At 45.1% G+C, this 26982-nt stretch carries 31 protein-coding genes and 1 pseudogene; 17 read left to right on the plus strand and 15 right to left on the minus strand.

Annotation, left to right across the window (positions count from 1 at the left end; translation table 11 throughout):
• Positions 1–1083 (plus strand): annotated as a pseudogene (locus RIC07_RS38395) (hypothetical protein); the annotation flags it as partial.
• Between the two features lie 274 nt (positions 1084–1357).
• Positions 1358–1570: a DUF433 domain-containing protein gene (locus RIC07_RS38400; protein ID WP_446399105.1), complete on the plus strand. Its 213-nt coding sequence runs from the start codon at positions 1358–1360 to the stop codon at positions 1568–1570.
• Positions 1571–1614: 44 nt separating this feature from the next.
• Here the strand turns inward: RIC07_RS38400 and RIC07_RS38405 are convergent, their stop codons facing one another.
• From RIC07_RS38405 to RIC07_RS38415, 3 genes are read right to left on the minus strand one after another with little or no spacing between them, the layout of a single operon-like run.
• Positions 1615–1950 carry a DUF5615 family PIN-like protein gene (locus RIC07_RS38405; protein WP_446399106.1) on the minus strand — a complete coding sequence of 112 codons (336 nt, stop codon included), beginning with the start codon at positions 1948–1950 and terminating at the stop codon, positions 1615–1617.
• A complete protein-coding gene (locus RIC07_RS38410) occupies positions 1947–2171 on the minus strand; it encodes a DUF433 domain-containing protein (protein WP_446399107.1) in 225 nt (74 codons plus the stop codon). The genes RIC07_RS38405 and RIC07_RS38410 overlap by 4 nt, the downstream gene beginning before the upstream one ends.
• Positions 2172–2174: 3 nt before the next feature.
• Positions 2175–2414, minus strand: a complete 240-nt coding sequence (locus tag RIC07_RS38415) for a hypothetical protein (RefSeq protein ID WP_446399108.1) — start codon at positions 2412–2414, stop codon at positions 2175–2177.
• Positions 2415–2692: 278 nt separating this feature from the next.
• Here RIC07_RS38415 and RIC07_RS38420 point away from each other — a divergent pair, with 278 nt between their 5' ends.
• Together RIC07_RS38420 and RIC07_RS38425 are read left to right on the plus strand one after the other, a co-directional pair.
• The gene (locus tag RIC07_RS38420) at positions 2693–2914 is read left to right on the plus strand and encodes a hypothetical protein (protein WP_446399109.1); all 222 of its coding nucleotides are present in this window, start codon (positions 2693–2695) and stop codon (positions 2912–2914) included.
• Positions 2915–3013: 99 nt separating this feature from the next.
• Positions 3014–5872, plus strand: coding sequence for a transcriptional regulator (locus RIC07_RS38425; protein ID WP_446399110.1), 2859 nt, complete (start codon positions 3014–3016; stop codon positions 5870–5872).
• 174 nt (positions 5873–6046) lie between these two features.
• Here the strand turns inward: RIC07_RS38425 and RIC07_RS38430 are convergent, their stop codons facing one another.
• From RIC07_RS38430 to RIC07_RS38440, 3 genes are all read right to left on the minus strand, one after another.
• Positions 6047–6268 (minus strand): hypothetical protein, encoded by a 222-nt coding sequence (locus RIC07_RS38430; RefSeq protein ID WP_446399111.1) that lies wholly within the window; start codon positions 6266–6268, stop codon positions 6047–6049.
• A gap of 62 nt (positions 6269–6330) precedes the next feature.
• Positions 6331–6963 carry a glutathione S-transferase family protein gene (locus RIC07_RS38435; protein WP_446399112.1) on the minus strand — a complete coding sequence of 211 codons (633 nt, stop codon included), beginning with the start codon at positions 6961–6963 and terminating at the stop codon, positions 6331–6333.
• Between the two features lie 32 nt (positions 6964–6995).
• Positions 6996–7220 carry a peptide ABC transporter substrate-binding protein gene (locus RIC07_RS38440; RefSeq protein ID WP_446399113.1) on the minus strand — a complete coding sequence of 75 codons (225 nt, stop codon included), beginning with the start codon at positions 7218–7220 and terminating at the stop codon, positions 6996–6998.
• Between the two features lie 114 nt (positions 7221–7334).
• Here RIC07_RS38440 and RIC07_RS38445 point away from each other — a divergent pair, with 114 nt between their 5' ends.
• The 3 genes from RIC07_RS38445 to RIC07_RS38455 all read left to right on the plus strand — a co-directional run bounded on the left by RIC07_RS38445 (position 7335) and on the right by RIC07_RS38455 (position 9835).
• Positions 7335–7580, plus strand: coding sequence for a helix-turn-helix domain-containing protein (locus tag RIC07_RS38445; RefSeq protein ID WP_446399168.1), 246 nt, complete (start codon positions 7335–7337; stop codon positions 7578–7580).
• A 262-nt stretch (positions 7581–7842) separates the two neighbouring features.
• Positions 7843–9141, plus strand: a complete 1299-nt coding sequence (gene eno / locus RIC07_RS38450) for a phosphopyruvate hydratase (protein WP_446399114.1) — start codon at positions 7843–7845, stop codon at positions 9139–9141.
• 298 nt (positions 9142–9439) lie between these two features.
• A complete protein-coding gene (locus RIC07_RS38455) occupies positions 9440–9835 on the plus strand; it encodes a hypothetical protein (RefSeq protein ID WP_446399115.1) in 396 nt (131 codons plus the stop codon).
• 69 nt (positions 9836–9904) lie between these two features.
• On the opposite strand, the gene RIC07_RS38460 is transcribed toward RIC07_RS38455, so the two are convergent.
• The 5 genes from RIC07_RS38460 to RIC07_RS38480 all read right to left on the minus strand — a co-directional run bounded on the left by RIC07_RS38460 (position 9905) and on the right by RIC07_RS38480 (position 14945).
• Positions 9905–10672 (minus strand): DUF928 domain-containing protein, encoded by a 768-nt coding sequence (locus RIC07_RS38460; RefSeq protein WP_446399116.1) that lies wholly within the window; start codon positions 10670–10672, stop codon positions 9905–9907.
• Positions 10673–10676: 4 nt separating this feature from the next.
• A complete protein-coding gene (locus RIC07_RS38465; protein ID WP_446399117.1) occupies positions 10677–13016 on the minus strand; it encodes a CHASE2 domain-containing protein in 2340 nt (779 codons plus the stop codon).
• Between the two features lie 37 nt (positions 13017–13053).
• A complete protein-coding gene (locus tag RIC07_RS38470; RefSeq protein WP_446399118.1) occupies positions 13054–13968 on the minus strand; it encodes a DUF1822 family protein in 915 nt (304 codons plus the stop codon).
• 47 nt (positions 13969–14015) lie between these two features.
• Positions 14016–14666, minus strand: coding sequence for a sigma-70 family RNA polymerase sigma factor (locus tag RIC07_RS38475; protein ID WP_446399119.1), 651 nt, complete (start codon positions 14664–14666; stop codon positions 14016–14018).
• 117 nt (positions 14667–14783) lie between these two features.
• A complete protein-coding gene (locus RIC07_RS38480; RefSeq protein ID WP_446399120.1) occupies positions 14784–14945 on the minus strand; it encodes a hypothetical protein in 162 nt (53 codons plus the stop codon).
• 186 nt (positions 14946–15131) lie between these two features.
• On the opposite strand from RIC07_RS38480, the gene RIC07_RS38485 reads away from it, so the two are divergent.
• On the plus strand, positions 15132–15389 hold the full coding sequence (locus tag RIC07_RS38485) for a hypothetical protein (RefSeq protein WP_446399121.1): 258 nt from the start codon (positions 15132–15134) through the stop codon (positions 15387–15389).
• 113 nt (positions 15390–15502) lie between these two features.
• Positions 15503–15712, plus strand: coding sequence for a DUF6812 domain-containing protein (locus tag RIC07_RS38490; RefSeq protein WP_446382278.1), 210 nt, complete (start codon positions 15503–15505; stop codon positions 15710–15712).
• Positions 15713–16059: 347 nt separating this feature from the next.
• On the opposite strand, the gene RIC07_RS38495 is transcribed toward RIC07_RS38490, so the two are convergent.
• Positions 16060–17127, minus strand: coding sequence for a tetratricopeptide repeat protein (locus RIC07_RS38495; protein WP_446399122.1), 1068 nt, complete (start codon positions 17125–17127; stop codon positions 16060–16062).
• Between the two features lie 429 nt (positions 17128–17556).
• Positions 17557–18684, minus strand: coding sequence for a tetratricopeptide repeat protein (locus RIC07_RS38500; RefSeq protein ID WP_446399123.1), 1128 nt, complete (start codon positions 18682–18684; stop codon positions 17557–17559).
• Positions 18685–19015: 331 nt separating this feature from the next.
• Here RIC07_RS38500 and RIC07_RS38505 point away from each other — a divergent pair, with 331 nt between their 5' ends.
• From RIC07_RS38505 to RIC07_RS38540, 8 genes are all read left to right on the plus strand, one after another.
• On the plus strand, positions 19016–19486 hold the full coding sequence (locus tag RIC07_RS38505; protein ID WP_446399124.1) for a hypothetical protein: 471 nt from the start codon (positions 19016–19018) through the stop codon (positions 19484–19486).
• Between the two features lie 262 nt (positions 19487–19748).
• Positions 19749–19931: a CsbD family protein gene (locus RIC07_RS38510; RefSeq protein WP_446382285.1), complete on the plus strand. Its 183-nt coding sequence runs from the start codon at positions 19749–19751 to the stop codon at positions 19929–19931.
• A gap of 190 nt (positions 19932–20121) precedes the next feature.
• Complete coding sequence (locus RIC07_RS38515; protein WP_446399125.1) at positions 20122–20550, plus strand: hypothetical protein; 429 nt, start codon at positions 20122–20124, stop codon at positions 20548–20550.
• 21 nt (positions 20551–20571) lie between these two features.
• Positions 20572–21093, plus strand: coding sequence for a hypothetical protein (locus RIC07_RS38520; protein ID WP_446399126.1), 522 nt, complete (start codon positions 20572–20574; stop codon positions 21091–21093).
• Positions 21094–21291: 198 nt separating this feature from the next.
• A complete protein-coding gene (locus RIC07_RS38525) occupies positions 21292–22884 on the plus strand; it encodes a SpoIIE family protein phosphatase (protein ID WP_446399127.1) in 1593 nt (530 codons plus the stop codon).
• 18 nt (positions 22885–22902) lie between these two features.
• The gene (locus RIC07_RS38530) at positions 22903–23052 is read left to right on the plus strand and encodes a hypothetical protein (protein ID WP_446382293.1); all 150 of its coding nucleotides are present in this window, start codon (positions 22903–22905) and stop codon (positions 23050–23052) included.
• Between the two features lie 343 nt (positions 23053–23395).
• Positions 23396–23995 (plus strand): DUF6272 family protein, encoded by a 600-nt coding sequence (locus RIC07_RS38535; protein WP_446399128.1) that lies wholly within the window; start codon positions 23396–23398, stop codon positions 23993–23995.
• A gap of 58 nt (positions 23996–24053) precedes the next feature.
• Positions 24054–24407, plus strand: coding sequence for a slr1659 superfamily regulator (locus tag RIC07_RS38540; protein ID WP_446382297.1), 354 nt, complete (start codon positions 24054–24056; stop codon positions 24405–24407).
• A 276-nt stretch (positions 24408–24683) separates the two neighbouring features.
• On the opposite strand, the gene RIC07_RS38545 is transcribed toward RIC07_RS38540, so the two are convergent.
• Complete coding sequence (locus RIC07_RS38545; RefSeq protein WP_446399129.1) at positions 24684–24830, minus strand: hypothetical protein; 147 nt, start codon at positions 24828–24830, stop codon at positions 24684–24686.
• Between the two features lie 8 nt (positions 24831–24838).
• On the minus strand, positions 24839–26797 hold the full coding sequence (locus RIC07_RS38550; protein WP_446399130.1) for a BamA/TamA family outer membrane protein: 1959 nt from the start codon (positions 26795–26797) through the stop codon (positions 24839–24841).
• Positions 26798–26982 lie beyond the last annotated feature (185 nt).

Genomic DNA, 26982 nt, shown 5'->3' on the forward strand with positions numbered 1-26982 from the left:
ATACGAGATGAGTATGACCGCGCCGATGCTCTGAGGCGGCTTGCGCCCCATTTACCTGAAATTCTACTCAAAAAAGCCCTAGAAGCCGCACAAGCTATACAAGAAGAGAGATACCGCGCCAATGCTCTTTGTTCGATTGCCTCCCATTTACCTGAAATCTTACCCGAAGCGCTAAAAGCTGCACTGGCTATACGAAATGAGTATGACCGCGCCAATGCTCTTTGTTCGATTGCCTCCCATTTACCTGAAATCTTACCCGAAGCGCTAAAAGCTGCACTGGCTATACAAGATGAGAAATACCGTGCCGATGCTCTGAGGCAGATTGCCTCCCATTTACCTGAAATCCTACCCGAAGCGCTAAAAGCAGCACGAGCTATACAAGATGAGAAATACCGTGCCGATGCTCTGAGGCAGATTGCCTCCCATTTACCTGAAATCCTACCCGAAGCCCTAGAAGCGGCACTGGCTATACGAAATGAGTATGACCGCGCCGATGCTCTGAGGCGACTTGCACCCCATTTACCTGAAATTCTACTCAAAAAAGCCCTAGAAGCAGCACGAGCTAAACAAGATCAGCAATACCGTGCATTATCTCTCTGTTCGATTGCCCCCCATTTACCCGAAATTCTACCCGAAGTCCTAGAAGCTGCACGGGCTATACAACCTGAGTTTATCTGTGTATTGTTTCTCTCATTGATTGCTTCGCATTTACCAGAAATCTTACCCGAAGCTCTAGAGGCAGCATTGGCTATACAGAATGAGTATTACCGTGCATCTGCTATCAGTGAAATTTTGCCACCTTTACCTGAAACGCTGCTAAAAAAAGCACTAGAAGCCTTGCTAGCTATACAATCTGAGCCGCTCCGCGCTGAGGCTTTCAGTGGATTGCTACCACAGTTAAAACTCTCTTATTTTAACTTTTCCTTATGGAAAGAAATCCTTAACCTTTTAGCTCACCGTACTCGCAAAGACCTACTAAAAGATATCTCCGCATTAAGTCCAGTTATCATCGCTCTCGGTGGCAAGGAAGCGTTAGCCGCAACAGCTCGTGCGATTCAGGAGGTTGGGCGACAGTGGACTTAAAACTGTTTTCTTGTCAAGCTAGAACTCAGATTAGGGATGTGATTGGCTGGGTTTAGGTGAGACTGTGCGATTTTAGCCTGCCTGTTTCCCCTAGAACTTTTAGGCGACTGCTCATGAGGAGAGCGATCGCACTCCCTCCCCAACCCATCAAACCCCCAACCAGACAGCGTTTCAAGTTTTGAGTAAGGTAGCGATCGCATTCCCTACCCCAGACTTTACAATATCCGAGAATGAGAATCTGCGATCGCTGTTGACGTGAAAGGAGAACTAATTGATGTTGGGTTTAGACAGAATTACATTTAACCCACGTATCATGGCTGGGCAAGCCTGTATTCGGGGAATGCGAGTTCCGGTTTCATTGGTTTTAAATTTAGTGGCAAATGGTAAAACAGTGGGGGAAATACTCGAAGATTATCCCTATTTGGAACCCGAAGATATTCAACAGTCTTTGCTGTATGCTGCGGTGAATGAAAATGTTACTATCTAGTAGATACATTATTCAGCGTAGAGATGTGCCATAGCGCCTCTGTACTAAAATAAGGTCAATACGCTTAAGTTAATTTCATTGCTGAAGGCGTTGATGTCACTGTAATTATCTCTGAGCAGTTTTTCAATCTCCTTTGTAGAGCAATTACCCCGACGAATCCAAATGACTTTAGGCGGAGTCCCCAGGAGAACGCTTAACTCACTAAAATCGGCATCTTTGGTAACAATAATGAAGGCGTTGAGCCGAGCATATTCCCAAACATCTCGGTCTGAAGATGTTCCTAAGCCTAATGTATCAACATGCACTGAGTTGGGATACAAATCGGTTAGTCGAGTCACTAGGCGAGGGGAAAGGTTTTGATCAAACAGGAGGAGTTTCACGGTTGAACGGTAACGGTAAGGCGTTCGCGTTGAGCGGCAAACCAAAGACAAGCGAGGATGTCTGTTTTAGTCAGATAGGGAAAGTCCTCTAGAATTTCCTCTTGGCTCATGTCGGATGCGAGGTATTCTAAAATATCATAGACCGTGATTCGCATCCCTCTAATGCAGGGCTTACCGCCACGTTTTCCGGGTTCTAAGGTGATGATGTCTTGGTAATTCATCAGTTATCTTGAGTATCCACAACTAACTTTAGCTTGCCAAGGTCGCGATCGCGAAGCGTGTGCGATCGCGTAAGCGTGTCCGATAGGACGTAAGCATGTATCGCACTCCCTACCCATATCCGTAAAACCCCCAACCCGACAGCCGTTCAGGTCTAGGTAATCGGATTGCGATCTCCCGTTCATCTGGCAAGGACAACCTGCGATCTCCCGTTCATCGGTCAGCGCTGTCTTCGCTTCTGACACGCTCCTTAAACAGAATATCGCCTAAAGCTCAAGTAAGAATCGAGCTTACTGAGTAGCTCTTTGAACCCGTTTTAACGGGTTTAAGCTTTTAGCCCCAACTTTAGTTGAGGGCTAATTACCTAGGATAGATGACAATAGCTGACATTCCGTCTCGCTTGCGGTTTAATTGTCAGATTGACGCTCTCCCTCCTAGAATAAGGGAGATTCTATGGAAATTTCGTTCCATATATCCCGGTAAACGGGTTCCCAGGCACACGATATTCGCCATCTAGGGCATCGTGTTATCTCCTAACACCCTGTCGATTCAGGGCTGGGCGTTTCAAACCTTTGCGGTTTGGGTTCCGCCGAGTCCCGGCGTACCTGATAAGTTGACTTCGACTTTGCAGCCGCAAGCCAACTGCATTTTATCATACTATCTTGGGGTGTTTATCCGGATAAAAGCCGTCCTAGAAGGACGGGGCTTCAGACCCTTTATTTCCGGTGAACGCTGTAAACATTAATACAGTTGTCGCTCCACCCATGCTGAACGTAGAAAGAATCGGTTTAGCCCTTGGAAGTCAGCAGGAGGAGAGGTCAAACCCAGAGGGGAAAGGGAAACTATGAATAGCAATCCATCCAATCCTTCGGCAAATGGTGGTAAAACAATAAATATTGCTGATATCTTGGCACTTCCGGAACGCCAACGGCAAATTGTGCTATTTATCCGTCGCGAGGAAGGGCATACCCTACCCGAAATTGCCGATCACCTGAATGAAGACGAACAGATGATCGCCATAGAACTAGATGAGTTAGTTCAAGAGGGTTTCGTCCGAGAAATACAAGTAGAAGGCATTCCCCGTTACTATCGCAGTGAAATGAGACGACAAGGTAGCCCGTTTTCCGAGATGATTCAGCAAGCGCTGACACCGGGAAAACCTCTGTCCATGATTGTGAATCCCTCTGGGGATGCGCCAATTACACCCGGTTCGACGTTTGAGTTGTGCGTCACGATTACCAATGAGGGCAATCAAAGTGCCTTAATTGAGATTTATATCGATGAAACCTCCCAATTCCTGCACCAGTGGTGTATTTCCCCTTATGAACGTCTGGCGTTAGGGCGGGGACAAAGTAGTGAGGTGGTGTTCCAGATTCCGGTACCACTGGATGCAACACCGGGTACCTATAATTATCTGCTGATGGTTGATGCCCAGCAGCATTACCCGGAAGATACGCCCATCCAGCATCAAGCACGGCTGCAAGTCTTACCCTTTGTCCAAGAAGCCATCCGGGTTAATGATCCCACCTTCTCTCTACTCCCGATCACAAGTTCCGCTGTCCCGGCGGTGGTTCAACCGGGAGAACCTTTAGAGGTTCAGGTTCTGGTTCACAACCGATCGGATCGTGTGGATCAATTTCGCTTAACCTGTCCGGATTTAGCCCCGATTTGGTATAGGGTGATTTATCCCGAAGGCTATACCGACACCGGAGTGGTGCGGGTGATGGATGGCTTAGAGTTGAATCCGGGTGAAAAGGGTCTAATCCAGCTCATTATCACCCCACCTGTAGATACCTGGGCGACGATTTATTCCCCCACCGTGCGTCTCTATTCCCTGAATAATCCCGACTTGGTGCTACTGGATGCGATTTACCTCCAGGTAATGCCGATTTACCTGTTAACTGTCGAGTTAGTCACCCTAGTCGGTAAAGTCAGCCATCAGTCTGGTGTTTTCGAGTTACAACTGTATAACGGCGGCAATATTACCCGCGACATTGCCCTCATCGCCAAAAGTGCCGATGGTGATGATCTATGTACCTATACCCTGATACCCACCCAAGTGCGCCTCGCCCCTGGCGGGTATGCGATCGCGAATTTAGAGGTGCAACCCAGCCAGAAATGGTGGCGTAGACCCTTCTACGGACGAGTTTTAAACTTTGTTATTGAAATTGAAGACCTACAACAGTTTCCCCTAATTAACAATCGCTTCCAAGGCACTTTAATCTGGGAAGGGCGTCCGTGGTGGCAATTTTTATTAGTTATTTTAGGTATAGTCGGACTGATTGGGGCATTAATATTCCTGCTGTGGTTTCTCTTTTTTAGACCCAAACCCCGCCCGGAAATAGTCGAATTTGCGCCAGCAGGAAAAAATTACTCGGCAGCTGATCAGGAAAATGTTCGCCTGAATTGGGAAATTACCAACCCCAAACGATTACAAACGATAAAAATACAAGGGGTATCGCCAGATGGGGTGGTCACCAGTGGTCCGATTGCCTACAATTTTAGCCAGGGGATTCCCAACGAGTTAGAGCGTTTCTGCACAACCGATGAGATTCTCAATTGCCAGAACGTGCCAACGGATGCTCGCGAACCGGGGGATTATGTGTTTGAACTGACTGTAATTCCTGAAGGCAAAAAGAGGGGAGAATTAGAGGAACTGCAAACGAATACAGTTAAAATTACACCGTTTCCAATTCCTGAGATTGAAGAATTTGCCTCAACTCAACCCGTCTCTCAAGAAGTCATTCAGCCCAACCCAGAAGCAGCAGACCAAGAAGCTAGTCCAACGGCTAATGATGATAACTCACCTGAAGATCAGCCGCAACCGGAAGACCTAGGTATTTTACTGAATTGGAAAATTAATCACCCCGAACAAATCAGACTGTTAAAACTGGTAGGGCGCAATCCTGAAGGAATTGTCACCTTTCCCATGCAATCAATTGATTTTAGCCAAGGAATTCCTCAACCCCTCCAAGACTCCTGTGAAATACAAGATGAGGCATTAGTTTGTATGAATATTGCCACAGGTGTGCGCCAACCGGGAACCTATATTTTTGAATTAATCGTGGTTCCCCAACAAGGAGAACCCGAAGAATTACCCGCTCAAAAAACTGATCCGATTAAAATTGAAGCCCAACCTGTTCCCTTTAATATTGTTGAATTTACAGTTGGTGGTGTAGAAACCCTCACTCGTCCTAAGTTTGTGATACCAATTTCTGGAAATCAAGCAATACCTGTACCCTTATCCTGGAAAGTTGAGGGGGGCAGAGATCTCAAAATTGAACTTCTACCCGCACCCGGTACTGTACCACCTGAAGGCACTTTGCCTTATGAACTTAGTCCAGAACCAAATACGCAAACAATTACCTTGCAAGTGACGAATGAAGCCGGAGAACAAAAAAGCCGTTCAGTCACTATAGAAACGGTGCAACCGCCGCCTCCAGAACCTGTGGAAATGACTCCCTTATCGCCGCCAGGAGACACAGCTAACGGATTACCAACGTTTGATCCTCCACCTCCACCCGGAGACACTTCTGCTGCACAAACACAGACACCCCCCTCACCGTCACCGTCACCCTCACCGGGAACTTCACCCTCTGGAACAGAACCCAAACCGCTACCCATACCACCAGGCGGTTCACCTCCCCTTCCTCCAGGTGCAGATTCTCCGCCTCCGGCTGAACTTCCACCTAAGTTTAGGTAAAACAAATTGGGTTTATTCTTCTCTTGGCACTCTTAATCGTAACTCCTCAATTAGAATCGGTATCTCATTTTTAGGACTTACGCAAAAGCTCTATTTGTAGTGGCGTGGCACACCTTATTTGATGAATTAACCATTAGCCGCAAAACCGTAGGGGCGCAAAGACTTGCGCCCGATTCAATGGTCAAATCTATTCCACAATTTTAGCTGTGTCAAGCCAGTAGGGTGTGTTAGCGTAGCGTAACGCACCTTTACCCCCATCAGTGGTGTGTCTGCGTAAGTAGAAGGGCAAAAGTCATCTCGCAAGACAGAACCGAATAAAGAAAATTCTGTCACTTGCCAGCGATCGCAAAATGCTTTAATCTGCTCCATTAGCAGCTCAATATGTTTAACGTTCATAACTTGCTACCTTACCTTGTTAAGAGTTCCTTAACGAAGGGCTGAAGGGCTAAGGACGAATGTTAGTCTTTAACATCGAAATCTGCATTAGCTCGCCTAAAAGCTTCTCTTTGCCTGAGTTTCTCAGCATAAGCTTTGAGAATTTGATGATTGTCCAGGATTCCTAATTGAAGTGCCCACATCAGAACGCCTCCAGTCACAATATCCGCTGTCGTAAATTGGTTCTCGACCAAAAAATCTTGACCCACAAGCGCTGCTTTTAACGGTTCAGAAACTTGGGCAAACCACGCCAAGGTTTCATCCATCGAGAGTTCTGAACGTTTTTTCAGTGGCGATATCTTTTCAGGCAAATCCGGTAGCGCCTGAAATATATAATGCTCCACAGGTGGCTCTAATGTCACCATCGCATAAAAAAGCCACTGATAATAATACGCTCGTGCTGATGTTCCTGGGGCTGGAATTAATCCTTTGTCTGAGTATTTGTCAGTTAGATAAGCACAAATCGCCGCCGACTCAAAAATGGTTACATCTTCATCCACTAGAACTGGAACTTTGCCGTGGGGGTGTAACTTTTGATACTCTTGTTTGTCCGTTTGAGTGATATCTACCCGCACTAACTCGTAGGGAATACCCATTTCTTCTAGACACCACCGAGGACGCATGGCGCGTGTTTTCGGAAAGTAATAGAGTTTCATCAGACCCCCTCAATTTTTAATCTACCTGGAGTTTAGACAACGTAACGGATGAGCATCCGCATCAGTTTACCAGGAACGGGCGCAGGCATCAGAGGACTCCATTCACTGATTTGGGCGAAGTGGTGGGCGTACAGACTGTGGATGATGTTGGTAATCCCACTGCTGGAACCAATGACTAAGATTTGCACAGGTTCGCGTTCGGGGTTGGGTGAAGTGGTTGAGGTTTCTTGGGGATCTGGGAGAAAGTCTTTAGACATGAGGGTTTACCTTCTATGGGTATTATGACACCGATTGGACTACATCCAGTGTAGCGTAACGTATGCCAATCGGTGTCATTTACGGTTGAATCCACATCTGACACAATTTTGGGCATGGGAAGAGCAGGAAAAGCCCTTAAGCAGGTGTTAGACAATTACGGCATTAGCCAAAACCAAGTGGCGGTAAAGATGGGGATTGGACGTTCCAATATTTATCGCTGGGTACATGAGGTGAGAGATCCCGGCGCTGAGATGGTGATTCAACTCCGAGATGCGCTGTACCAGATTAATCAGACGGCGGCGGAAGAGTTTGTGCGGTTGTATTTAGGGAATCCGCCTGGGGATGGCGATGAGGAGTAGTACCAACAAGTTGAGTTGTAGGGGTGGGTTTTACCGTTATCGGCGATTGAGAACCCGCAGGTAAATACCAGCTAATAACCGCTAATATGGATACTTTCGCAAATTCTTTGTGAATTACCTTGTAACAAAACTGCGATCGCATACCCTATCATAAATCCGGATACGAGCGCTGGGGATCGAAAACATCCTTAAGTTCGCTTGTTTGTCCACGACTTCAGACGTATCCTGAACCCTGGAGTCATTGCAACTTAGAGGAAAAAGCATGTTAGATAAACCCGAATCTCCGATTGAAGCCATTGACGCCAGAGAAATCCTGGACTCGCGGGGACGTCCCACCGTGGAAGCCGAAGTTCGCCTCGCCAGTGGTGCCATGGGATTGGCACAAGTTCCTAGTGGTGCCTCTACCGGCTCCTTTGAAGCCCACGAACTGCGAGATGGTGATTCTCATCGCTACAACGGGAAAGGCGTCCTCAAGGCTGTCCGTAACATCAAAGAGAAAATCACCCCCGAACTCTTGGACATGGATGCCCTAGACCAAGCCACCGTTGACCAGGCGATGATTTATCGGGATGGAACCCAAAATAAAAATGAACTGGGTGCCAATGCTATCCTGGCAGTTTCTCTCGCCAATGCCAAAGCCGCCGCGAATGAATTGCAACTTCCCCTCTATCGCTATCTAGGTGGACCCCTTGCTAATCTTCTCCCGGTTCCGTTAATGAATGTGATTAACGGTGGTGCCCATGCGGATAATAATGTAGACTTTCAGGAGTTTATGATTGTCCCCGTGGGGGCTGATACCTTTCAAGATGCACTGCGTTGGGGGGCTGAAGTCTTCGCCGCCCTGTCTCAAGTCTTGAAAGAGAAAAAACTGCTATCGGGTGTAGGTGATGAAGGGGGCTATGCGCCGAACTTAGAGTCCAATAAAGCCGCATTAGAATTTCTGATTGCCGCGATTGAAAAAGCTGGGTATAAACCTGGGGAACAGGTGGCGTTAGCCATGGATGTCGCCGCCAGCGAATTTTACAAAGACGGGCAATATCTCTATGAAGGCTCATCTCACGCCCCTAGTGAACTGGTTGATTATCTGGATCAATTAGTCAGTCAATATCCGATTGTTTCAATTGAAGATGGCTTACATGAAGACGATTGGGATAATTGGAAATTGCTGACGGAAAAACTTGGATCTCGTATCCAATTAGTTGGCGATGATTTATTTGTCACCAACCCCACTCGCTTGCAAAAGGGAATTGATTTAGCGGCTGGGAATTCGATCCTAATTAAGCTCAATCAAATCGGGTCATTAACCGAAACCTTAGAAACCATTGAACTCGCCACTCGTAATGGCTTCCGTTCCGTTATCTCTCACCGTTCTGGCGAAACCGAAGATACCACGATCGCGGATTTAGCCGTCGCCACTCGTGCGGGTCAAATCAAAACGGGTTCCCTCTGTCGCAGTGAACGAGTTGCCAAATACAACCGCCTACTACGGATTGAAGACGAACTCGGCGATCGCGCCATCTACGCCGGGAAAATTGGGATGGGACCCAAAATTGCCAAATAATCCCTATTTCCCATAACCCAACCCGCCATTCAATCCCTGTAGGGGCGCACTGACGTGCGCCCTTTATTCAATGACGCCTTTGATCCCAAAATTTTCAATCTATTTAAAAATAGTTTCGACCTGAATATTGGTGGGTTACGGCGGATTGTTCATTAAAAGATAAGTACCTTAATTAAACTCCCGCCTAACCCACCCTACGACATTTAAAATAAGACTCTTTCTTTGATAGAATCTTTCCGTACCTAAAGTTGAGCATTTTCAGGAAAACTGTCCAGCGGCGACGGGTTCGTTAGTGGTTGTGTCGTTTCCAGAATCGGATCAAACCTATACCTATTGTGCCAACCCTAACCGTTTTCTAGCAGCGGGACAATATACCTACGACATGAGTACGGAAACCTTAAAGCCGGGACGTCCGGGAACTCAAACCGCCGCTAATCAAACAACCGATACTCGCCAAGAAAAATTGGAAGACGAGTATGGATTAAATGTACTCGATACCTGTCCTCCAGCAACCAATTCTTTAGTCGTTATCTCCTATCCCGAAGGTGGACAAAGCTATCGCTATTGTGCCGATCCTAACCGTGTTTTTCCGGCGGGTGAATATACTTACAACGCCCGTACTCAGAGTCTAGAACCTGTGAAAAAACCAGAAGCTTGTACCGTACAAGTCGGGGGTGTTTGTATTGTTCGCTAACGGATAGCACAAGCTGTCCTTGTTTCTAGACGTGCCATGGCGCGTCTCTACATGACTCCCCCAGATTTTCTATTCCCGGTTTCCTAAGATTTCATTAGAATCACCAATAGGCTGTACGGAACCTGCGATCGGTTCTTTTTTGAGTTCCTCCAAATCTATCGTTCTTAATAAATAACGCCAAGCTAGAGGAAAGTCATAGATTTGGACTAAATCGGCTGAAATATCGTACCAAAGACGATTATCTTGATAAAACTTCATCTGATCCATTACCAACGCTGTTGCTGTCTGAGGTTCTAAACGCTGAGGATCAAGGCGTTCAATTGAGCCGTTATGCCAAATGCTTTGAGATAAATCCGTCGGATCATTGGATGTACAATATAGGGTGAACTGCCAACGATATTGTTTATTCAATTCTAGGGGAATGGCAGTAATTGGCAAGCTGATTTTGACAAAGCCTGGTGTTTCTGGAAGCTGGAAACTAACCTGATAGTTTCGAGTCTCATCCTGTGAATTTTTTAGAACGAATGATCCTCGATTAATTGTGTTACTTGGATAGGGAATATAAAACCAAAATGTGGGGTAAGCTTTTAATGTAAAGCCAGAAAACTTGTAGTCAGAATCGGTAATGGGTAATAACGGTGTAAACGGTTGTTCGGTCTGTTCACAAGGTCCACGAGTTCCGGCAGGTTTGCGATCATTATTCGGTCTATCCCGAACGGGTGGATCTTGTTTAATACTTGCTAATTTTTGAATAGGATGTGCTTGAACCAGTGGTCGATGAATTGTCAATTCAAGAACGGTTATCGCCAGAATTAAAGCAAGTTTTAGTGCAATCATAGGTTTAAGGGGTTTCATCGGATCGCGACGTTCTAAATGCCTGGTAAGCCACCAGACTTCCACTTGTGGCAACTACAGCTAGCATTACTGGAACCATGGGTAATATACTCCCAGTTTGAATGAAAATAAACCAGCTAATACCATTAATCGTTATCATAGTAAATCCCACTGCTAGTCCCAGTCGCAACAGAGACTCTCGATAATGCCATGCGATCGCACCTCCAATAAGTGACCCCATCCACACCCAAACCAAATCCCCCCATAAAGGGAAAAACGCCAGCAAGGGGCGTTCTCCCACAGCCGCATTAATAATCTGACTGACCATTTGACTATGCAGGAATAGCCCCCGCATTTCATGATTACCAGGCGTTTGGAATTCATCTTTAATTGTGGGGTCAGTTATGCCAATTAAAATAATTTTATCCTGCAAAAAATCTGGATTCACGCGATTGGCAAAAATATCACTCAAGGTTACTCGTTCTACCATGGTTTTTGGCAATTCTGGGGAACGATAATTAAGTAAGACTTGAAATCCTTCCAATCCGACACCGCGCTGGTAAAATCCGGGGTTGGCATTTAAATTTGTTAACGTCACTGAACCCAATTTCCACCGATCTTCGGAAATAAATTCAGGTGAGATTCCCTCGGCTTGCAGATATCGTAGGGCTAATTGAAAACTCAGGGAATAGAAGGTGGAACAAGAGGATACGGCTGGCGGTTTCATGGCGATGAGATGACGCCGAACAATCCCATCTGGATCAACAACAATATCAGCAAATCCTAAGCGTTCCTTGGGGACTTCAGGGGGCGCAGCAACGCCTTCGGGGATTTGGGGAGAGGGGATAACACAAATGGGAATCACGCGATCGCTCTTTTGTAGGTATTGTACCAATTCATCCCGCCCTTCCCCCTCTGGGCGATCGCGAAAGATATCTAAGCCGATGGCGCGGGGTTGATAGGTGTCCAGTTTTTGTAATAGTTTGAGCAGGGTGCGATCGTGTAGCGGATATTCACCCCCTAAATTATTGATATCTTTAGCCGTTACCTCAACCATCAATAACCGAGGATCAAGGGATGGCGTGGGACGCATTTCCAAGAGTTGATCAAAGGCTTGCTGTTCCGTCGATTGTAACCACCCTAGCGATCGCACTCCCATGACTAAACTGGTAACCATGACACTCGCACCCAGTACCAATTGCCAACCTCGCCGTCTCCGCTTAACGGGTTTGGCGGTAGTGTCGCTAATCCAGTCGTTCCAACTGGGTGGAACTTGGGTGGGATTCTGGACAATTACGGGTAACCAACTAGCACAAGGAAATTGACTCTCTAATCCCTGCAATCGTTCTCTGGCGTCTCTTACAGCTAAATAGAAGGGTTGACCTTGAGCAAAGGCAGTGAGAAAATACTTCAAGAACTCTTGCGCCACGCGATCGGGGACTAACTCCCGCATGACAATCATTTGCGGTATCTGCACATCATCCAGTTGTCGGGCTAATCCTAAGCCATCGCAGGAGTTAAAAATAGCTAGTTTTAACCCTCGTTCTACGGCTTTTCTCAGCGCATACCAGAGTTCATCAATGGTTAAACTATCGGTTTGATTAATATAAATCCGCCCGGTTTCCCCTTCGGTTTCACTATGTCCGGCAAAAAAAATGATGTCCCACTGTTTTTCCCAAAGTTGGTCGTTAATCTCTCGGCGGCTTTTTTCGACTAAAAATTTAATATCGGTATGGGGTAAACTTTCAAGTAACTGGCGATCGTTCTCAATATCAATTCCCTGACTATGACCGAGAATGGCTAAAATTTTTACCTTAGGCGTGCGCTGATTTGAGGTGAATTGGGACGGACGTTCAAACTGAGGATCAGTTAAGGCGAGTTCCGCTTTCGGATAATGGTCAAAAAAATCCCACAAATGCCAAGGAAGTTTTTGCAGGTGCGGATCAGTGGTGCTGACTAAGAAGCGAATCGTATCCTGAGGACTCAGGGATTCCCGTAACCGCCGATCCAGGGGGCGAAACCCTTCCCCGTCTAACCAGGTTCGCAAGCGATCGCCTAATTCATTGGCAGAGTCTTGACAGTCTCTCAGGCGCTGGCTTACGGAACCATCATAGATAATTTTTTTCGGTTTAATTCGATAGGGGGCGCTAATGCACCGATACTTATGCTGCCAATGAGACTGGATGCGATCGGCAAATTCAGGCGCTGCGTCTAATACTCCTTTGAGTTCAATATCTGGGGGTGCGCCATCCCAACCAATGGCTAATGTGACCCGAAATCCATGGCTTTGAAAATCACCATCGAGTTTCAAAATGACTAATTTTTTGGGATAGTGTTCATCGTTCATAGTTCATGGTTCATCGTTCATCGTTATCGTTCATTGTTTAAAGGATAAAGGTTTCCGTCATACTGATATCAGCTAACGCTACCCTAACTTTGAAGCATTCTCCGGGTTCTCCACTAAACTGTAATTGAATTTGCTTAGTGCTTCTGGCTTCAGCTTGCATCACGGTTTCCCCCGTGTCATCGAGAATCATCAGTCGCAAATTTTTAGGCAAATAGGTTTGACCGTTCGTTGGATATATTTCAACCGAAATATCGAGTTCTGATACGGATGTTGGTGTCAAATTTATGACTAATATGACTTGTTCATCATCATATCGTCGTCCTAATGTCAGCCGCTTTCCGCGTGTGATTTTCAGATCGGATGGTTCGGATAAGTGGGTGGCTATTTGCGTATACGTTCTAAAATTAAAAGCGAGTTCTGTTGGCGAGGAGTCGAATAATGTTTCGACAGTCTGCCAACCAGCATCAAAAATATTTTGTAGCCATTGACTAAGTTGTATTGGTTGTTGAGATGGGTTAAGATGGTCTAATAAATATTCCAGTGATATAAGTTGACTTAGGGGGACTTCCTCGGTTTTAGCGCTGGGTAAAAATCCCAGTAACTTGGCTTCAGTTAAGGCTTGATTCAATTCAACTGCTACATAACCAATCCGGTCAGACCAAACTTCTGCGGGGATATGACAGCTAGCGGCGTTGGGTAAGACGGGACGGCATTCTAATTTGCCCAGATCTTTAATCAATAAGTCGGCTGTATTAGTCAGGGTTTGCATAATTGGATTCCAACTATCACTCGCCTGCCAGTTTGTCGGAATTTCTAGGCATTGTAGAGAGGTCTTGACAGCATAAACGGCTAACGTATTTAGGTAAACTTGTTTTGCCTTTTGGGGGCAATGCTTTTGGTGAAACTGTTGAGCGATTTGATGGGCTTCTAACGTTAGGGGTACGGTCAGCATTAGGGGTTCATTCGTGGTGTGGAACATTGTATTCTGTGCCTCAGGGATTATGATGATAAGTATTCTTTTAACTTGGGGCTAAATTTAGTTAAGCAACGCTGGTAGAAACTGCTTAAGGTTGAAATCTTAATGCCTAGTTCTTCAGAAATTTCTTTCCAGGAATAACCGGATAAAAGTTTCAAAGCTAAAAATTGGAAGTTGGCGGCAGGTTGATTTGACGTATAGGTTTGATTAAAGAGTCCTTCGGGGTCAGTTTCTAGATAGTGAATGATTTCTTGCGACAGGGAAGGCGTCAACTGCGGATTAACTTCGGCTGGATTGTTTTTCTCTAAGTCATCCAGGGTTAAACGCTTGACTCGTTTGGCATCGACTCCTTTATGTACGGTTGGCATCATAGAACGACTGGCTTCCATGAAAAACCGTTGCTTGAGCAGAAAGTTTACCCATTGTAAAACTTCAAAACTGGGATTATAGTCGTCAATCCTTTCGCAAATATAACAAAATAGGCGTTGCTTGGCTTCATCATAAATATCCTCATAAAATCCATGGAATTGTCCGGGATAGGGACGAGTCAGTTTACCTGACTGCTGAATGGCACCCAATAGCTTGGCTAAAGCTTGCTGTCGTTGTTTACTACGGGGAGGATGCTGCTGTGCTTCCTGTGCCAGTTGCTTTAACTGTTGGTCTATGACATTCATCGATAGCGGTAGGGTTGGTACATCAGTTACATGGGATTGCGTTGATACACCGACTTCACTCTGTTCATAGAGGTCTCACGAACTCAGGGGCGATTTTATGCAAGGTGGAACAAATCTTTACAAAAGTTTAACAAAAGCGGCGGGGTAGAGGTGCAGGGGGAGCAGGGGAAGCTGGGGAAGCTGGGGAAGCTGGGGAAGCTGGGGAAGCTGGGGGAGCTGGGGGAGCAGGGGAAGCTGGGGAAGCTGGGGGAGATGGGAGACAAAATTTCTATAGCCCATTCCCTATTCCCTATTCCCTATTCCCTATTCCCTATTCCCTATTCCCTGTTCCCTGTTCCCTGTTCCCTGTTCCCTAACAAATGACAAATGACCAATGACCAATGACTTATGTAAAGATTTGTAACAAATATCCGACTTTTGCATAAAACTCACCTGCTGAACTTGAGAACCTAATGAAAGGGTAAAATGGGGACTAGAATCATGTTGATTCGTGAGATTGTTCAACAGGCACTAAAGACACGCTATCTCACCAGAGAAGCCGAAGACCAACTGCGACAGCTACTTAGAAGCAAATACGACTCACAAGACCTCCAGGCGTTCATGACGTTGCAAAATGCTGTAATGGAGGGTCAGGTGCAACAAGAGTCCCGCCCTTTTCCAGATAACCTCTTGATTTTCAGGGATGATAATACGGTAATTGTTGATTTGGCAGGAGTGAGTTAATGAGAGAACTGAGAGTTAAAGTTTTAACAGTCAATAACCTTCAAATTATAGGGATACTGACCCTTAGTACCTCCTTAAATTACTATCGTTCCAGTTTTACTATTTCGGATTTGTTGAATAGTTCTCGTAATTTTATTACTCTCACGGATGTAGAAGTGTATAGTGAGCATCAGCATCTCTTGGCAACAATGCCATCTCTTTGCATTAACAAGCCAGCGATCGCTTGTTTATCGAGCGAAGAATCTGAGCAGAATGGTGTTGCATTATCATTGAACACGGCTGTCCAGCCCTCTGAAATGAACAGTGTGGCTGTTTTTTCATAATTGAAAGAGAGTCGAAACTGTTGACATCTCTAGTTAGTAGCGAATTTATTCGCCAATCTTTTTAACTATTAAAATCGTTTTTATGGTAAAGTAATGGGCTAGAAGCTGTAGGGCATACGGTGGTTAAACTTTCTGGGGATAAAGCTACAGCAGATTTTAGGTTGATGAAGTACAGCCTTAAGCAAGATCCCCGACTTCTTGAAGAAGTCGGAGATCTGTCTGTGTACCTCACTTACTACCAAAAGCGCTGTAACATCCACCGACAATGTAAAACTCTGGCTTCCTATGACGAAAAAATCATCCGCGTCCCTTCACTTCGTTCGAGGGCATGTTTAACCGAGTGAGTGTCAATAGATTAATTGATGAAACCGCTGATCATGGCGAATACTAGCCAAATCAGAGTCATTTTTAGCTAACTCTCGGTATTGATCAGGATTCAGATTGAGAGTTTTTTGCAGATTTTCGATAGCTAGGTCAACATTACCCTGCAAAGCATAACAGCAAGCTTTGTTGTAAAAAGCATTAGCATTGTCGGATTTAAACTCTATGGTTTTGTCGAAACTAGCCAAGGCTTCTGGGTAGTCTCCCAATTGCAAAAGCGCATACCCTCGATTATACCAAGCCTCATATTTGTCGGGCTTAATTTTTAGGGCTTCGTCGTAACTCGCTACGGCATCTTGAAAGTATCTTAAATTCACAAGGGCATTGCCCCGATAATACCAAGAACTGGGTTGTCGATACTTAAGTTTCAGGGCTTCATTATAACTCGCCACGGCTTCTGGAAAACGGTCAAGGCGATACAGCGCCCCTCCTCGGTTATTCCAAGCTTCGTGGGCATCGGGTTTAATTTTTAGGGCTTCGTCATAGCTAGCGATGGCTTCTTTAAACTGTTTTAAGTGTACCCAAGCATGTCCTTGATTGTACCAAGCTTCGTATTTATCCGGCTTAATTTTTAGGGCGTCTTGATAGCTAGCGATAGCTTCGAGAAAGCGTTGTAAGCTAAACAAAACATTACCTCGGTTGTACCAACCTTGATGCAGGTTCGGTTTAAGATTTAGAGCATGATCATAGCTAACTTTTGCCGCTTCATATTGTTTTAAATTCACCAACGCATTGCCCCGATTATACCAAGCCGGATAAAAGTCTGGTTGCAAATTTACAGCCTTGTCATAGCTGGCGATCGCCTCTTCATGGCGTCCCGCCTTATCCAGCGCAATTCCCCGGTTATACCATAGTTGATATAAGTCGGGTTCACGTTCTAAAACTTGGTCAACAGTCGCGATCGCTTCTTCAAACTGTCCAGACTGGATCAGTATAATACCCAAGTTATACCACGCTTCGTGGGTTGTGACTTCCAAGGGGTGGTTGTAGCTAACGTTTGCGGCTTGAGGATTTTCTAGAAGGAGAGTACTCATCGATGTATTTTTTGCTATGAGAGACTTTTGACCTGGGTTTACAGGTTGTAGCGTTGAGGGGGAACGTTCTCACGATTCTCGATTGAGTGCAATACATTCGGAGTCAGTAAAGAATGTGGGGTTTAGGGTTTAGGGTCGGGCAATCAGAAGCGCGATCGTTCACGGCTTAGGGTTGTCTCCTCACTTGTTTAATCAACGCCTTTACTTGCTTATTCTTCCCTAACTCCCTTAAATCCGGATCAGTTAATAACTTGACAAGAAATAAATACTATGATAAAAATTAAAATTCGACATCTGAGTCAAATGGTGCATCCTACCGATACTTTTCAGGATTTAGATTAATGGCTTGTTTTAAGTGCTTCTTCACACCGTTAAATTAAAACCCGTTTAAACGGGTTTTAGCTTTAAGCCGGAACTTGAGTTCCCGGCTTACTTCTTCCCACCTCCAATAATCTTCTGAAATCGCTTATTTTTCCGCAACCGTTCCAAATCAGGGTCAGTTTTAGCCACGGGCAGATATTTCTGTGGATTCACCTTAATCGCCTGTTCAATATAATTCACCGCTAACGTCACCTTCCCCTGGGCGGCATAACAATACCCTTTGTTATAAACCGCATTCACATGATCCGGATTCACTTCTAAAGCCTTGTCAAAACTTGCCATCGCCTCCCGATAGCGTCCCATCTTGACTAAAGCATAGCCACGATTGTCCCACGCTTCATAATTTTCAGGCATACATTCTAACGCCCGATCATAGCTAGCGACAGCATCTTTTAAACGTCCCAATCGCCGCATAGTAAGTCCTCGATTATTCCAGCAATGAGTTTCGTTGGGGTCGAATTCTAACGCTTTCTCGTAGTAAAGTAATGCCTCTTTTTCACGACCCATTTCTGAAATGACGATCCCTTTATTAATCCAACTTCCAATATGATCCGGTTTGAGTTCCAGAGCTTTGTTAAAAGACGCGATCGCATCATCCCGTTTCTGGAGTTGCATCAACAAACAGCCTTGGTTGTACCAGATTTCTGGGTGATTGGGACTAATTTGCAAGGCTTTGTCGAAACTCTTGAGGGCGGCTTTGTGGCGTCCGACATTGGTTAAGACGTTACCGCGATTACTCCAGGCTTTATCATAATTAGGATTACAGGCGATCGCTTGATCGAAACTGGCGAGGGCTTCCTTGTTCCGTCCCAGAATCATTAGGGAGGTTCCGCGAGAGTTCCAGGCTTCGGGATGGGTGGGTTCTCGTTCAATCACTTGATCAAAACTCGCGATCGCGGGTTCATGTTTTCCCCAGTCTGACAGAACGATACCACGATTCAGCCAGATGCGGGCATCCTGGGGATTTAACACCCCCGCTTGGTCAAAACTCGCGATCGCCTCTTCATATCGTTGTAGATGTCCTAGGGCGAGTCCTAGCCCTGTCCAAGCCTCCCCATTTTCAGGGGTAAGCTTTACCGCATCCTGGAAAAGGGCGACGGCGGCGTCAAAGTCTCCCCCCTGCAAACAGCGCATTCCTTGTTGAATGATGAATTTAACCGCTTTGGGATCAGTCATAGAAGTAACCTGGGTGATAAGTAGGTGGACACAATAAAAGCTAACGGTGGAGATCGTCCTAAGCTAACCATTTCGCGGTATCGCGTAGGTTCTTAGTCGCCCCGACGCATCAGATAGGATACAGAACTGACGCAAGCCTCAATGGTCACAGTCGATTTCTCTCTATCTTTGCAAATCTTTACAAGTTTGTATTGTTTTATACCTATTCGTTAAGATAGATATACGTTTATAATAATTCTAAAAATCTGAGTCAGAGTAGTGATAATGCCCCAAAGGGGGTTAAGTCTCCTACGCCCTAGCCAATGCCGTTAGAAATTTAAAGGAATTGTTTATGGCAAATAACGCCATTAGCCCAAGAAAAGCTAATAGTAAAACGAATAGCCGTACCCAAAAAAAAAGCGAGGAAACACCCATGGCAAAAGAGAAGGAAACGCAATCAACCAAGCTAGCTATTCAAAAGCAGCAAGCTGGAAAAATTTCTCTGGTTGAACCTTCAATCCCTCTACCGGGAAATCGTCCCATAGCCACCAGTTCGCTAAAAGTGAGTGATCAAGGTTCAATAAGGGGGATACGTCCTGTTGATACCAGCGAGTTACAAATTGTTGGCACACTTTCATCCATGGGTGAGCGCCCGATCGCAGCGAGTAAGATGCAAATCCGAGATGTCATGGTTGTGTCAGGAAATCGTCCGATTTCTGTGAGTACCCTGAATCTTACTGACACAGAAATGATTATGGGGAATCGCCCCATCGCCTCCAATTTCATGGAAGAAGTTGATGAAATGATAGGTTATCTGGATTAATTTTTAGTAGAGACGTTGCATGCAACGTCTCTACAATTTTGTATAGAAGTCTCTAAAAGGGAGTCGTAAATCCAGAGAAGGTATAACCAATTCCTACTTTAGACATAAAGCGGGGATCAGACTAATCTACCTGTAGATTGACGATTCTAATAAAAAATACAGATATAGTGGACATTAACGGAAAAGAAATTGTCCCCAAAATTATTCATTCTTTAGTTTAGGGGCGAATTCATAATCATCATAATTCGGAGAATTTCAAAATATGAGTACTGAAGATAGAGCTAAAGCCACTGCCGAAAACCTAGAAGGTAAGGCACAGGAAGCCATGAGTAATGTCACCGGTGATCCTGAAGATAAAGCAGAAGGTAAGGCAAAGCAAAATAAAGCTGAAGCTCGTCACGCTGTTGAAGACGTGAAAGACAAAGCCAAAAAAGCCATTGACTAATTGCATTGTCAGGAATAGTAAGCAGGTTGATAGTTTTGTGCGATTGGGAACGCCAAAAAAGCCGTATCTGATTTGAGTCGGCTGATTAACTTCTACCTGCCTTACTAGAATCAGAAGGTCTAGGCAGTCTTGATCTAGACCTTCTGGTTATTTATTGAAAATCCACTAATAGTTTCATCAGGAGGTTGCTGTGAGTTTAGGTAAAAAAACTCGCCAGTTTTTCACGGCTTTGGCTTTAATTTTAGTCCTAGCGACCACATCGGCTTGCCAAGCAAACCAAACCAAAGCAAAAGCGCCAACGGCATTGAATCCCAGTGTAACCTATCAACAATTAGAACGAGGTAATACGGCATCCGGTCAAGAGTTTGGCAATTGGGTGGTGCAAACGGCAAAGGGATTAGTTAGTGACGCCTACGTGCGCGATAACGATAAGTTAGGGATTGTAATTACCCCTCAAGTTCGTCCGCCAGAGGTTAAGGATTTAGCCCGATCTTTAGTTCAAGGGTTCCACCAAAATTTTCCGAATCGAGATCTGAAAGTATTGGTATACGCCCCGGATAAAGAACTTATTGTAACAGCGAATTACAATAATCAGTCCAATCAAGTTACGTATCAATAAAAAAAAAGGAGATAATAAAGGATGGCAACAAGCGACCAGTATAAACGTCAGATCATGAAGGATTTAGCGGGTGGTAATACCGAATCTCTGGAACCTGTTCCAGAAACACCAGAACAAGAGTATCAAAACTTTGATGACTTTGCTCAACGTTCTTCGCGAGATGAACGACGCCAATTATTTGGCAAATCCCTGCATCCCGATCGCATACCTCCCAGTCAGATGGAACCTGAACTGCGACAGGCGATCGCTCACATTAAGCCCAAGGAACGGGATGATGTAGCGCGTGAGTTTTTCAAGCAACTCAAGAAACGCGGATTGAGCGATCGCGACTTGGAAAAGCAACTGGGACTTTCAACTCATCACGCCAGTCGGATGACGGAGGATGATGTGGCTAAACTTGCCACGTTTACCTATCATTCTCATCCGGATATCTTTCAGGAGGTTTTAGCCGATCAACCTGCCATTGTCAAATTCCTCAGCAATCCCTTAGTGGGGGCGGTTATGGGGGCAATTGCCTCAAAATGGTTTGGACATCGTCGCTAATCCCTTCAATAGTCTTAAGTGTCATTGCCACGAACCTGCATCAGCAGGTTTTTTTATTAGCCATTCAAGGGCTGATACCCAATCCGATGAAGTCATCCCCTTTCCAACTCCAAGGGTGTAGTTAACCCGGATTCTAAGAGAAGCGCTACAGTAAACAGTATCCTTCTATTTGATACTGGGCAACCCCAGGAGTAAACGATGAGTCAACTATGGCGAAAACTGTGGAATAAATTGAGTTTACTTGTTTATAAACGAATTATTCCGATTTTAACCATTCTATTTTGCGTTGGCGTTGTGGGAGCTTTATTAAGCATGTCCCATCTTTCCTTTGAACTGGTCGAATCACAGGCACTCCAAAATGCTAAAGTTTATGCACAACTGATGAAGAAAGCCCGAACCCTTTATAGCTCAGAAATCGTGAGTCGAGCCGAAATGGTGGATGGGATCAGCGTGACTCATAACTATTTGAATCAAGAGGGTGGGATTCCTCTACCTGCAACCTACTTACTAGAACTGAGTCGTGAAATTCGAGAAAAAAAAACTGACATGTCCGTTCGACTCTACAGCGATTATCCATTTCCTTGGCGACGTGACGAAGGGGGACCAAAAAATCAATTTGAATGGGACGCCATCAACTACTTAAAAACCAATCCTAAGCAATCTTTTTTCCGAGTTAAAATCCTTGATGGTGAGCCAACACTACTCTACGCCGAAGCTGATATAATGACCCCAAGCTGTGTCGCTTGTCACAATACATATCCTGGCACCCCTAAAACCGATTGGCAAGTGGGAGATGTACGTGGGGTATTAGAAATCACCCAATCTTTAGAGCAGTTTCAAACCCAAACTCGTACCGGATTACAGGAAACATTTTTGATGTTAGGGGGTTTATCGATTATTGGCATTTCTGGTTTGACCTTATCCATCCGCCGTTTACGCCAGCACTCCAGACAATTACAGCAACAGGTTAGAGAACAAACCCTTGATTTAGTCCAAGCAAATGAAGAGATTTCGCGGCTAAACGAGCAACTACAATTAGAAAATCTGCGGATGAGCGCCCAACTGGATATTGCTCGCCAGATGCAGCAAATGATTCTACCTAAACCAGAGGAACTCACCGCAATTGAGAATTTAGATATTGCTGGCTTTATGAAACCAGCCGATGAAGTTGGCGGGGACTACTATGATGTCCTAAACTATGATGGAATTGTCACCATTGGCATTGGTGATGTCACCGGACATGGGTTGGAAAGCGGTATGGTCATGATCATGGTACAAACCGCCATTAGAACGTTGAAAGAAATGCGAGAAACTAATCCGATAAAATTTCTGGATGTTCTCAATCGCACGATTTACCGTAATGTTGAGCGGATGAACTCAGACAAAAATTTGACGCTAGCTATTGCTAACTACGCAGGCGGACGACTGAGTGTGAGTGGACAGCATGAAGAAATGATCGTTGTTCGCTCCTCCGGTAAACTGGAACGGATTGATACGATAGATTTAGGATTTCCGATTGGTTTAGATGAAGAAATTTCTCAGTTTATTAATCAAATCTCTGTTCAGTTAAATTGGCAAGATGTCGCCGTGCTTTATACGGATGGCATTACGGAGTCGGAAGATATTAACGGCACGTTTTATGGACTAGAACGGCTGTGTCAGGTGATTCAATGGAATCGACATTTAAGCGCAACGGCTATTCAAGAGGCGGTAATTGCCGATGTCTTGCACTACATTGGTAATCAAAAAATATATGATGATATTACGTTGCTCGTGATGAAACAGAAATAGATTTAGGAGGAATTAGATATGGCGGGGTTTATGGAACCTGTTGACGAAGTGGAAGGAGACTATTATGATATTCTTCATTACGATGATGGATGTTGTGACTATGGGGTAGCGGGACATGGATTAGAAAGTGGTGTGGTCATGCTGATGGCACAAACGGCAATTAAGTAGGTAGGAACTAATAGTAGACATTGGGGACAGAATTTTGCTCTGCACAGATAAAATAATCGCCGCTGATAATTTTCCACAAAAACGGTATAAAAGTGAGCAATTTTGTGAGATCCTAGAGATAGGTTACTCTGGCTAAGGCTGCTGCCATTTAAGGATATGTGAGGTTTCAAGGAGATTAACTGATTAGCAAGTTATACAGATTATCTTTATTGATGAAACGAACCGATTACCTAGTTATCACTGCCTATTGTTTAGTCAAATATCATGCCGACTCTACCGCCAAAATTACTATAACCTTATTGGACGAGTTGTGAAAATAAATAATAATTTTTGATTGGACATAATGGCTATGCATAAGATATTTGGAGAATTTCAAGAAAATCTGTCTGATGAACAAGAGTTTTTAATTCTTGGCTTCTCACCGAGTTCCATTCCCATTCAGCAACGCTGGCGCAACAATGGTTTATCGGCTGATTTTGTCGCTGATTACTTGACTACCTTTTTCCCCGCTATTGATGAAGATCCAGACCCTGAGGGAAAGCGAGTTGAAATAAAAGGAGCGGTGAGTTATATCGCTAATGAATTACTGGAAAATGCGATGAAGTTTAATGACGATAATTCATCCTATCCGATTAAATTTGGATTACATATTTTAGATATAGCGACCGAAATTACTTTAGTTTTATTGGCAACTAATAGTGTTTCTAAACAATCCCTTAATAAGTTCCAATCCTTCATTCATGAATTACTCGCATCCGATCTGGATGAACTCTATATCCGTCAGTTAGAAAAAAGTGCTGAAGATGAAACCGGGGCAGCTTCTGGACTGGGGTTATTAACCATGAAAAATGATTATTTTGCCAAGTTAGGTTGGAAATTTGAAACGGTTCAAAAAGAACCCGAAGTGGTTACGGTGACAACGATGGTGCAACTTAAGGTATAGACTCAAAACCTTCAATAAGTATTATCGGCGATTTATAGTTTTAGGAGCTAAATTATTCATGGAAAACCAAAACGTTCAGGGTGAAAATTACCAAGTAATCGGTGATCCAGAAACAGCCACTGTATATTTTAAAGGGTCACTGCGACTGGGTGGAATGAAGGAGTACGAACCGATCATCAAAATCCTCGATGAGATGATTCAGCAAGACCCTTCCCTGATTACGTTAAACCTGCGAGAGCTAGAATTCCTCAATAGTTCAGGAATTAGCATGTTATCTAAATTTGTCTTGAATGTACGCAAAAAGAAGACGATCCAGATTGAAATTAAAGGCTCCGATAAAATTCCTTGGCAAGGAAAATCGTTAAAGAATTTACAGCGATTAATGCCAGGATTAAAGTTGGAGTTGGAATAATTATAGCCCCGATTTATAACAGGCGTTGGTGTTCTCGTAGGGGCGACCCGCCGCACACAATTAATACCACACAACCCTTAATTTGATCGGGTCGCCCTCCGCCTGGTATCGGGAATTATCTAACACCGGGTACAAATGTAGGGGCGACCCGCCGCACACAATTAATACCACTCAACCCTTAATTTAATCGGGTCGCCCTCCGCCTGGTATGGGGAATTATCTAACACCGCATTTAGAAAAGGGCGAGTCGAGACAAGTTAATTCTCACACCGCCTACTATGTGCCGCGACTCGCCCCTACAACCGCGATAATCGCCCCTACAACCGCGATAATCCCAATAATCCCAATAATCCCAATAATCCCAATAATCCCAATAATCCCGACAATCATGAAAAAGCTAAACCCGCCCTTCTTGGACACCATTTTAAGGCTTAAAATCGTTGACCCAAACCAAACTGGACTCGGCTATCTCCTTGGTCATTAAATCCTAAATCGGCGCGAATGATACCCACAGGGGAATTGACGCGCAATCCCGCACCGTAACCAAACCCACTTCCCGGTTTACCCCGCACCACACCCGGTTCTCCCGGTACGGTTTCACTCGAACCCAAATCCGATGCAAAGTCAGCAAAAACAACCGCGCCAACCGGATTGAAGATGGGAATCCGATACTCCGCCGACGCTAACACATAACTGCGCCCTGTTCCGACATCTCCTGTACCGTAGCCTCGCACCGAATTTTGACCGCCGAGGTTAAAGGCGTTGTAGGGGGGTAAATCACCAATCGTGGTTCCTCCCTGAACGTTAAATGCCAAGACTTCTTGACTATTGCCATTAAAGACATCAACGGGAACATACTGGGAGTAGTTTGCCTCCAGCCGATTCATCAAAATACTACCATTACCAATCGGTACAGACTGTTCCGTACTCAGACGCACCAGAGAACCTTGGGTGGGATTGACAGGATTGTCTCGTTTATCCCGCGTCACTCCAGCAGAAACGGTAACTAAATCATCAATTCCGTTATCACTGAAGGAGAGACGATTCCCGAATTCATCAACCGCATTAATGTCGCCCTCACTATCGCGGATACTGGTGCGGGTATAGTTGACGCCTACCGACGCATCCCATTCCTGATTCACGGGTTTGGATAAGCTGACACCACCGCCAAACTGTCCTTCACGGGGATCATCCCCATTCGCGAGATCAACATCATCATCGAATGTTTGGGATACAGTACGACGCCGAAACGTATTCACGTTATATCCGGGTTGTTCTGGATTACTAGCCCGATAGGGTCTACCATAGTTGCCATCAAACTGGAAATCACGACGGCTAAACTGTATATTCAATCCCAGTTTCTGGTTCACACCACCCAGATTAAAGTCGTTATAGCTGAGAGTGCCAAAAACACCACTGTCATTGCTATATCCTGCACCAGCATTGACGCCACGAGCTGATCGTTCAATCAGATTGTAAATAACATCGACGTTTCTCGCATCACCATTCAGGGAAATGTCTACCTGCTCAAATAATCCCAATTGGTAAAGCTGTTGCAAGTCTTGGCGGACAACCTCTACATTAAAGACTTGACCGGGTTGTAGGTTCAATTCGCGATCGATGAAATCCTCGCGAGTTCGTCCGTCTGTGGGTTCGCCTTCTTCGTCGAGGAAGCGGAAATTAATGTCACTGACGACGCCTTCGGCTACTTCAACCGTAATCACGCCATCGGATGTCGATCGCACGTCTAAAACCTGTGCCAAGATATAGCCATTGTCTTCATACCATTGTTCTAACTGTTGTATCCCTTGACGTAGGCTAGCAGGACTAACGGATTGACCCAATTGCGGATTAAAAATAGAATTAGCCACGTCTGGGGTGAGAACCTGGTTACCGGATAGTTCGAGCGATCGCGCGATAACGGGTTCAACTTGATAAACAACCTCCCAACCCGTGGAGTTAGCGGTTGGCGTGACACTGGCGTTAGCAAAGAACCCTGTATCTAAAATCCCTTGAATATCCTGATCCAATTGACTTTGACTGGTTTGACCCCCTGGACGAGTGCTAATCGTTTTTAAGACAAGCTGCTGCAATTCTTCCGACACACCAACGACTTGCACGTCTGTAGCGAGAACAACTAAATCGTTAGACCGTTGAGATTGATTTAGGGTGGGAACAGATTGGGCAAATTCTGGGGTTGGCGTCGCTTCTGGAGAGGCGACGGTTCTAGGGGAAGGCGTGGCTGAGGTGGCTTCTGTGGGTACAACATAGTTTCTGGTTTCCGATGGTGGGTTAGTTGTCGGGGAATCGGGAGTCGCCATCGCTGGCTGAGTTAAATCGCTACCCACCAGCACAGCCAAAGTGGAAAAGGCAACAGCTCTATATAGCATAAAATTAGCCTCAATCGTCCGTTCGTTAGTGAAAATTGTCTTACGTTTGGTTAACCTGACCGAGGCTAAACCTGTGGAGTTCCAACCGATGTGCCACCTTTCTATCTGACACAATCTGTGTAGGGGCGGGTTTCACTATTATCGTTTTTTACCTCACCCAGATATGAATAAACCCGCCCCGACTA

It is taken from the genome of Coleofasciculus sp. E1-EBD-02 (assembly GCF_040218245.1).
GTDB lineage: Bacteria > Cyanobacteriota > Cyanobacteriia > Cyanobacteriales > Coleofasciculaceae > Coleofasciculus.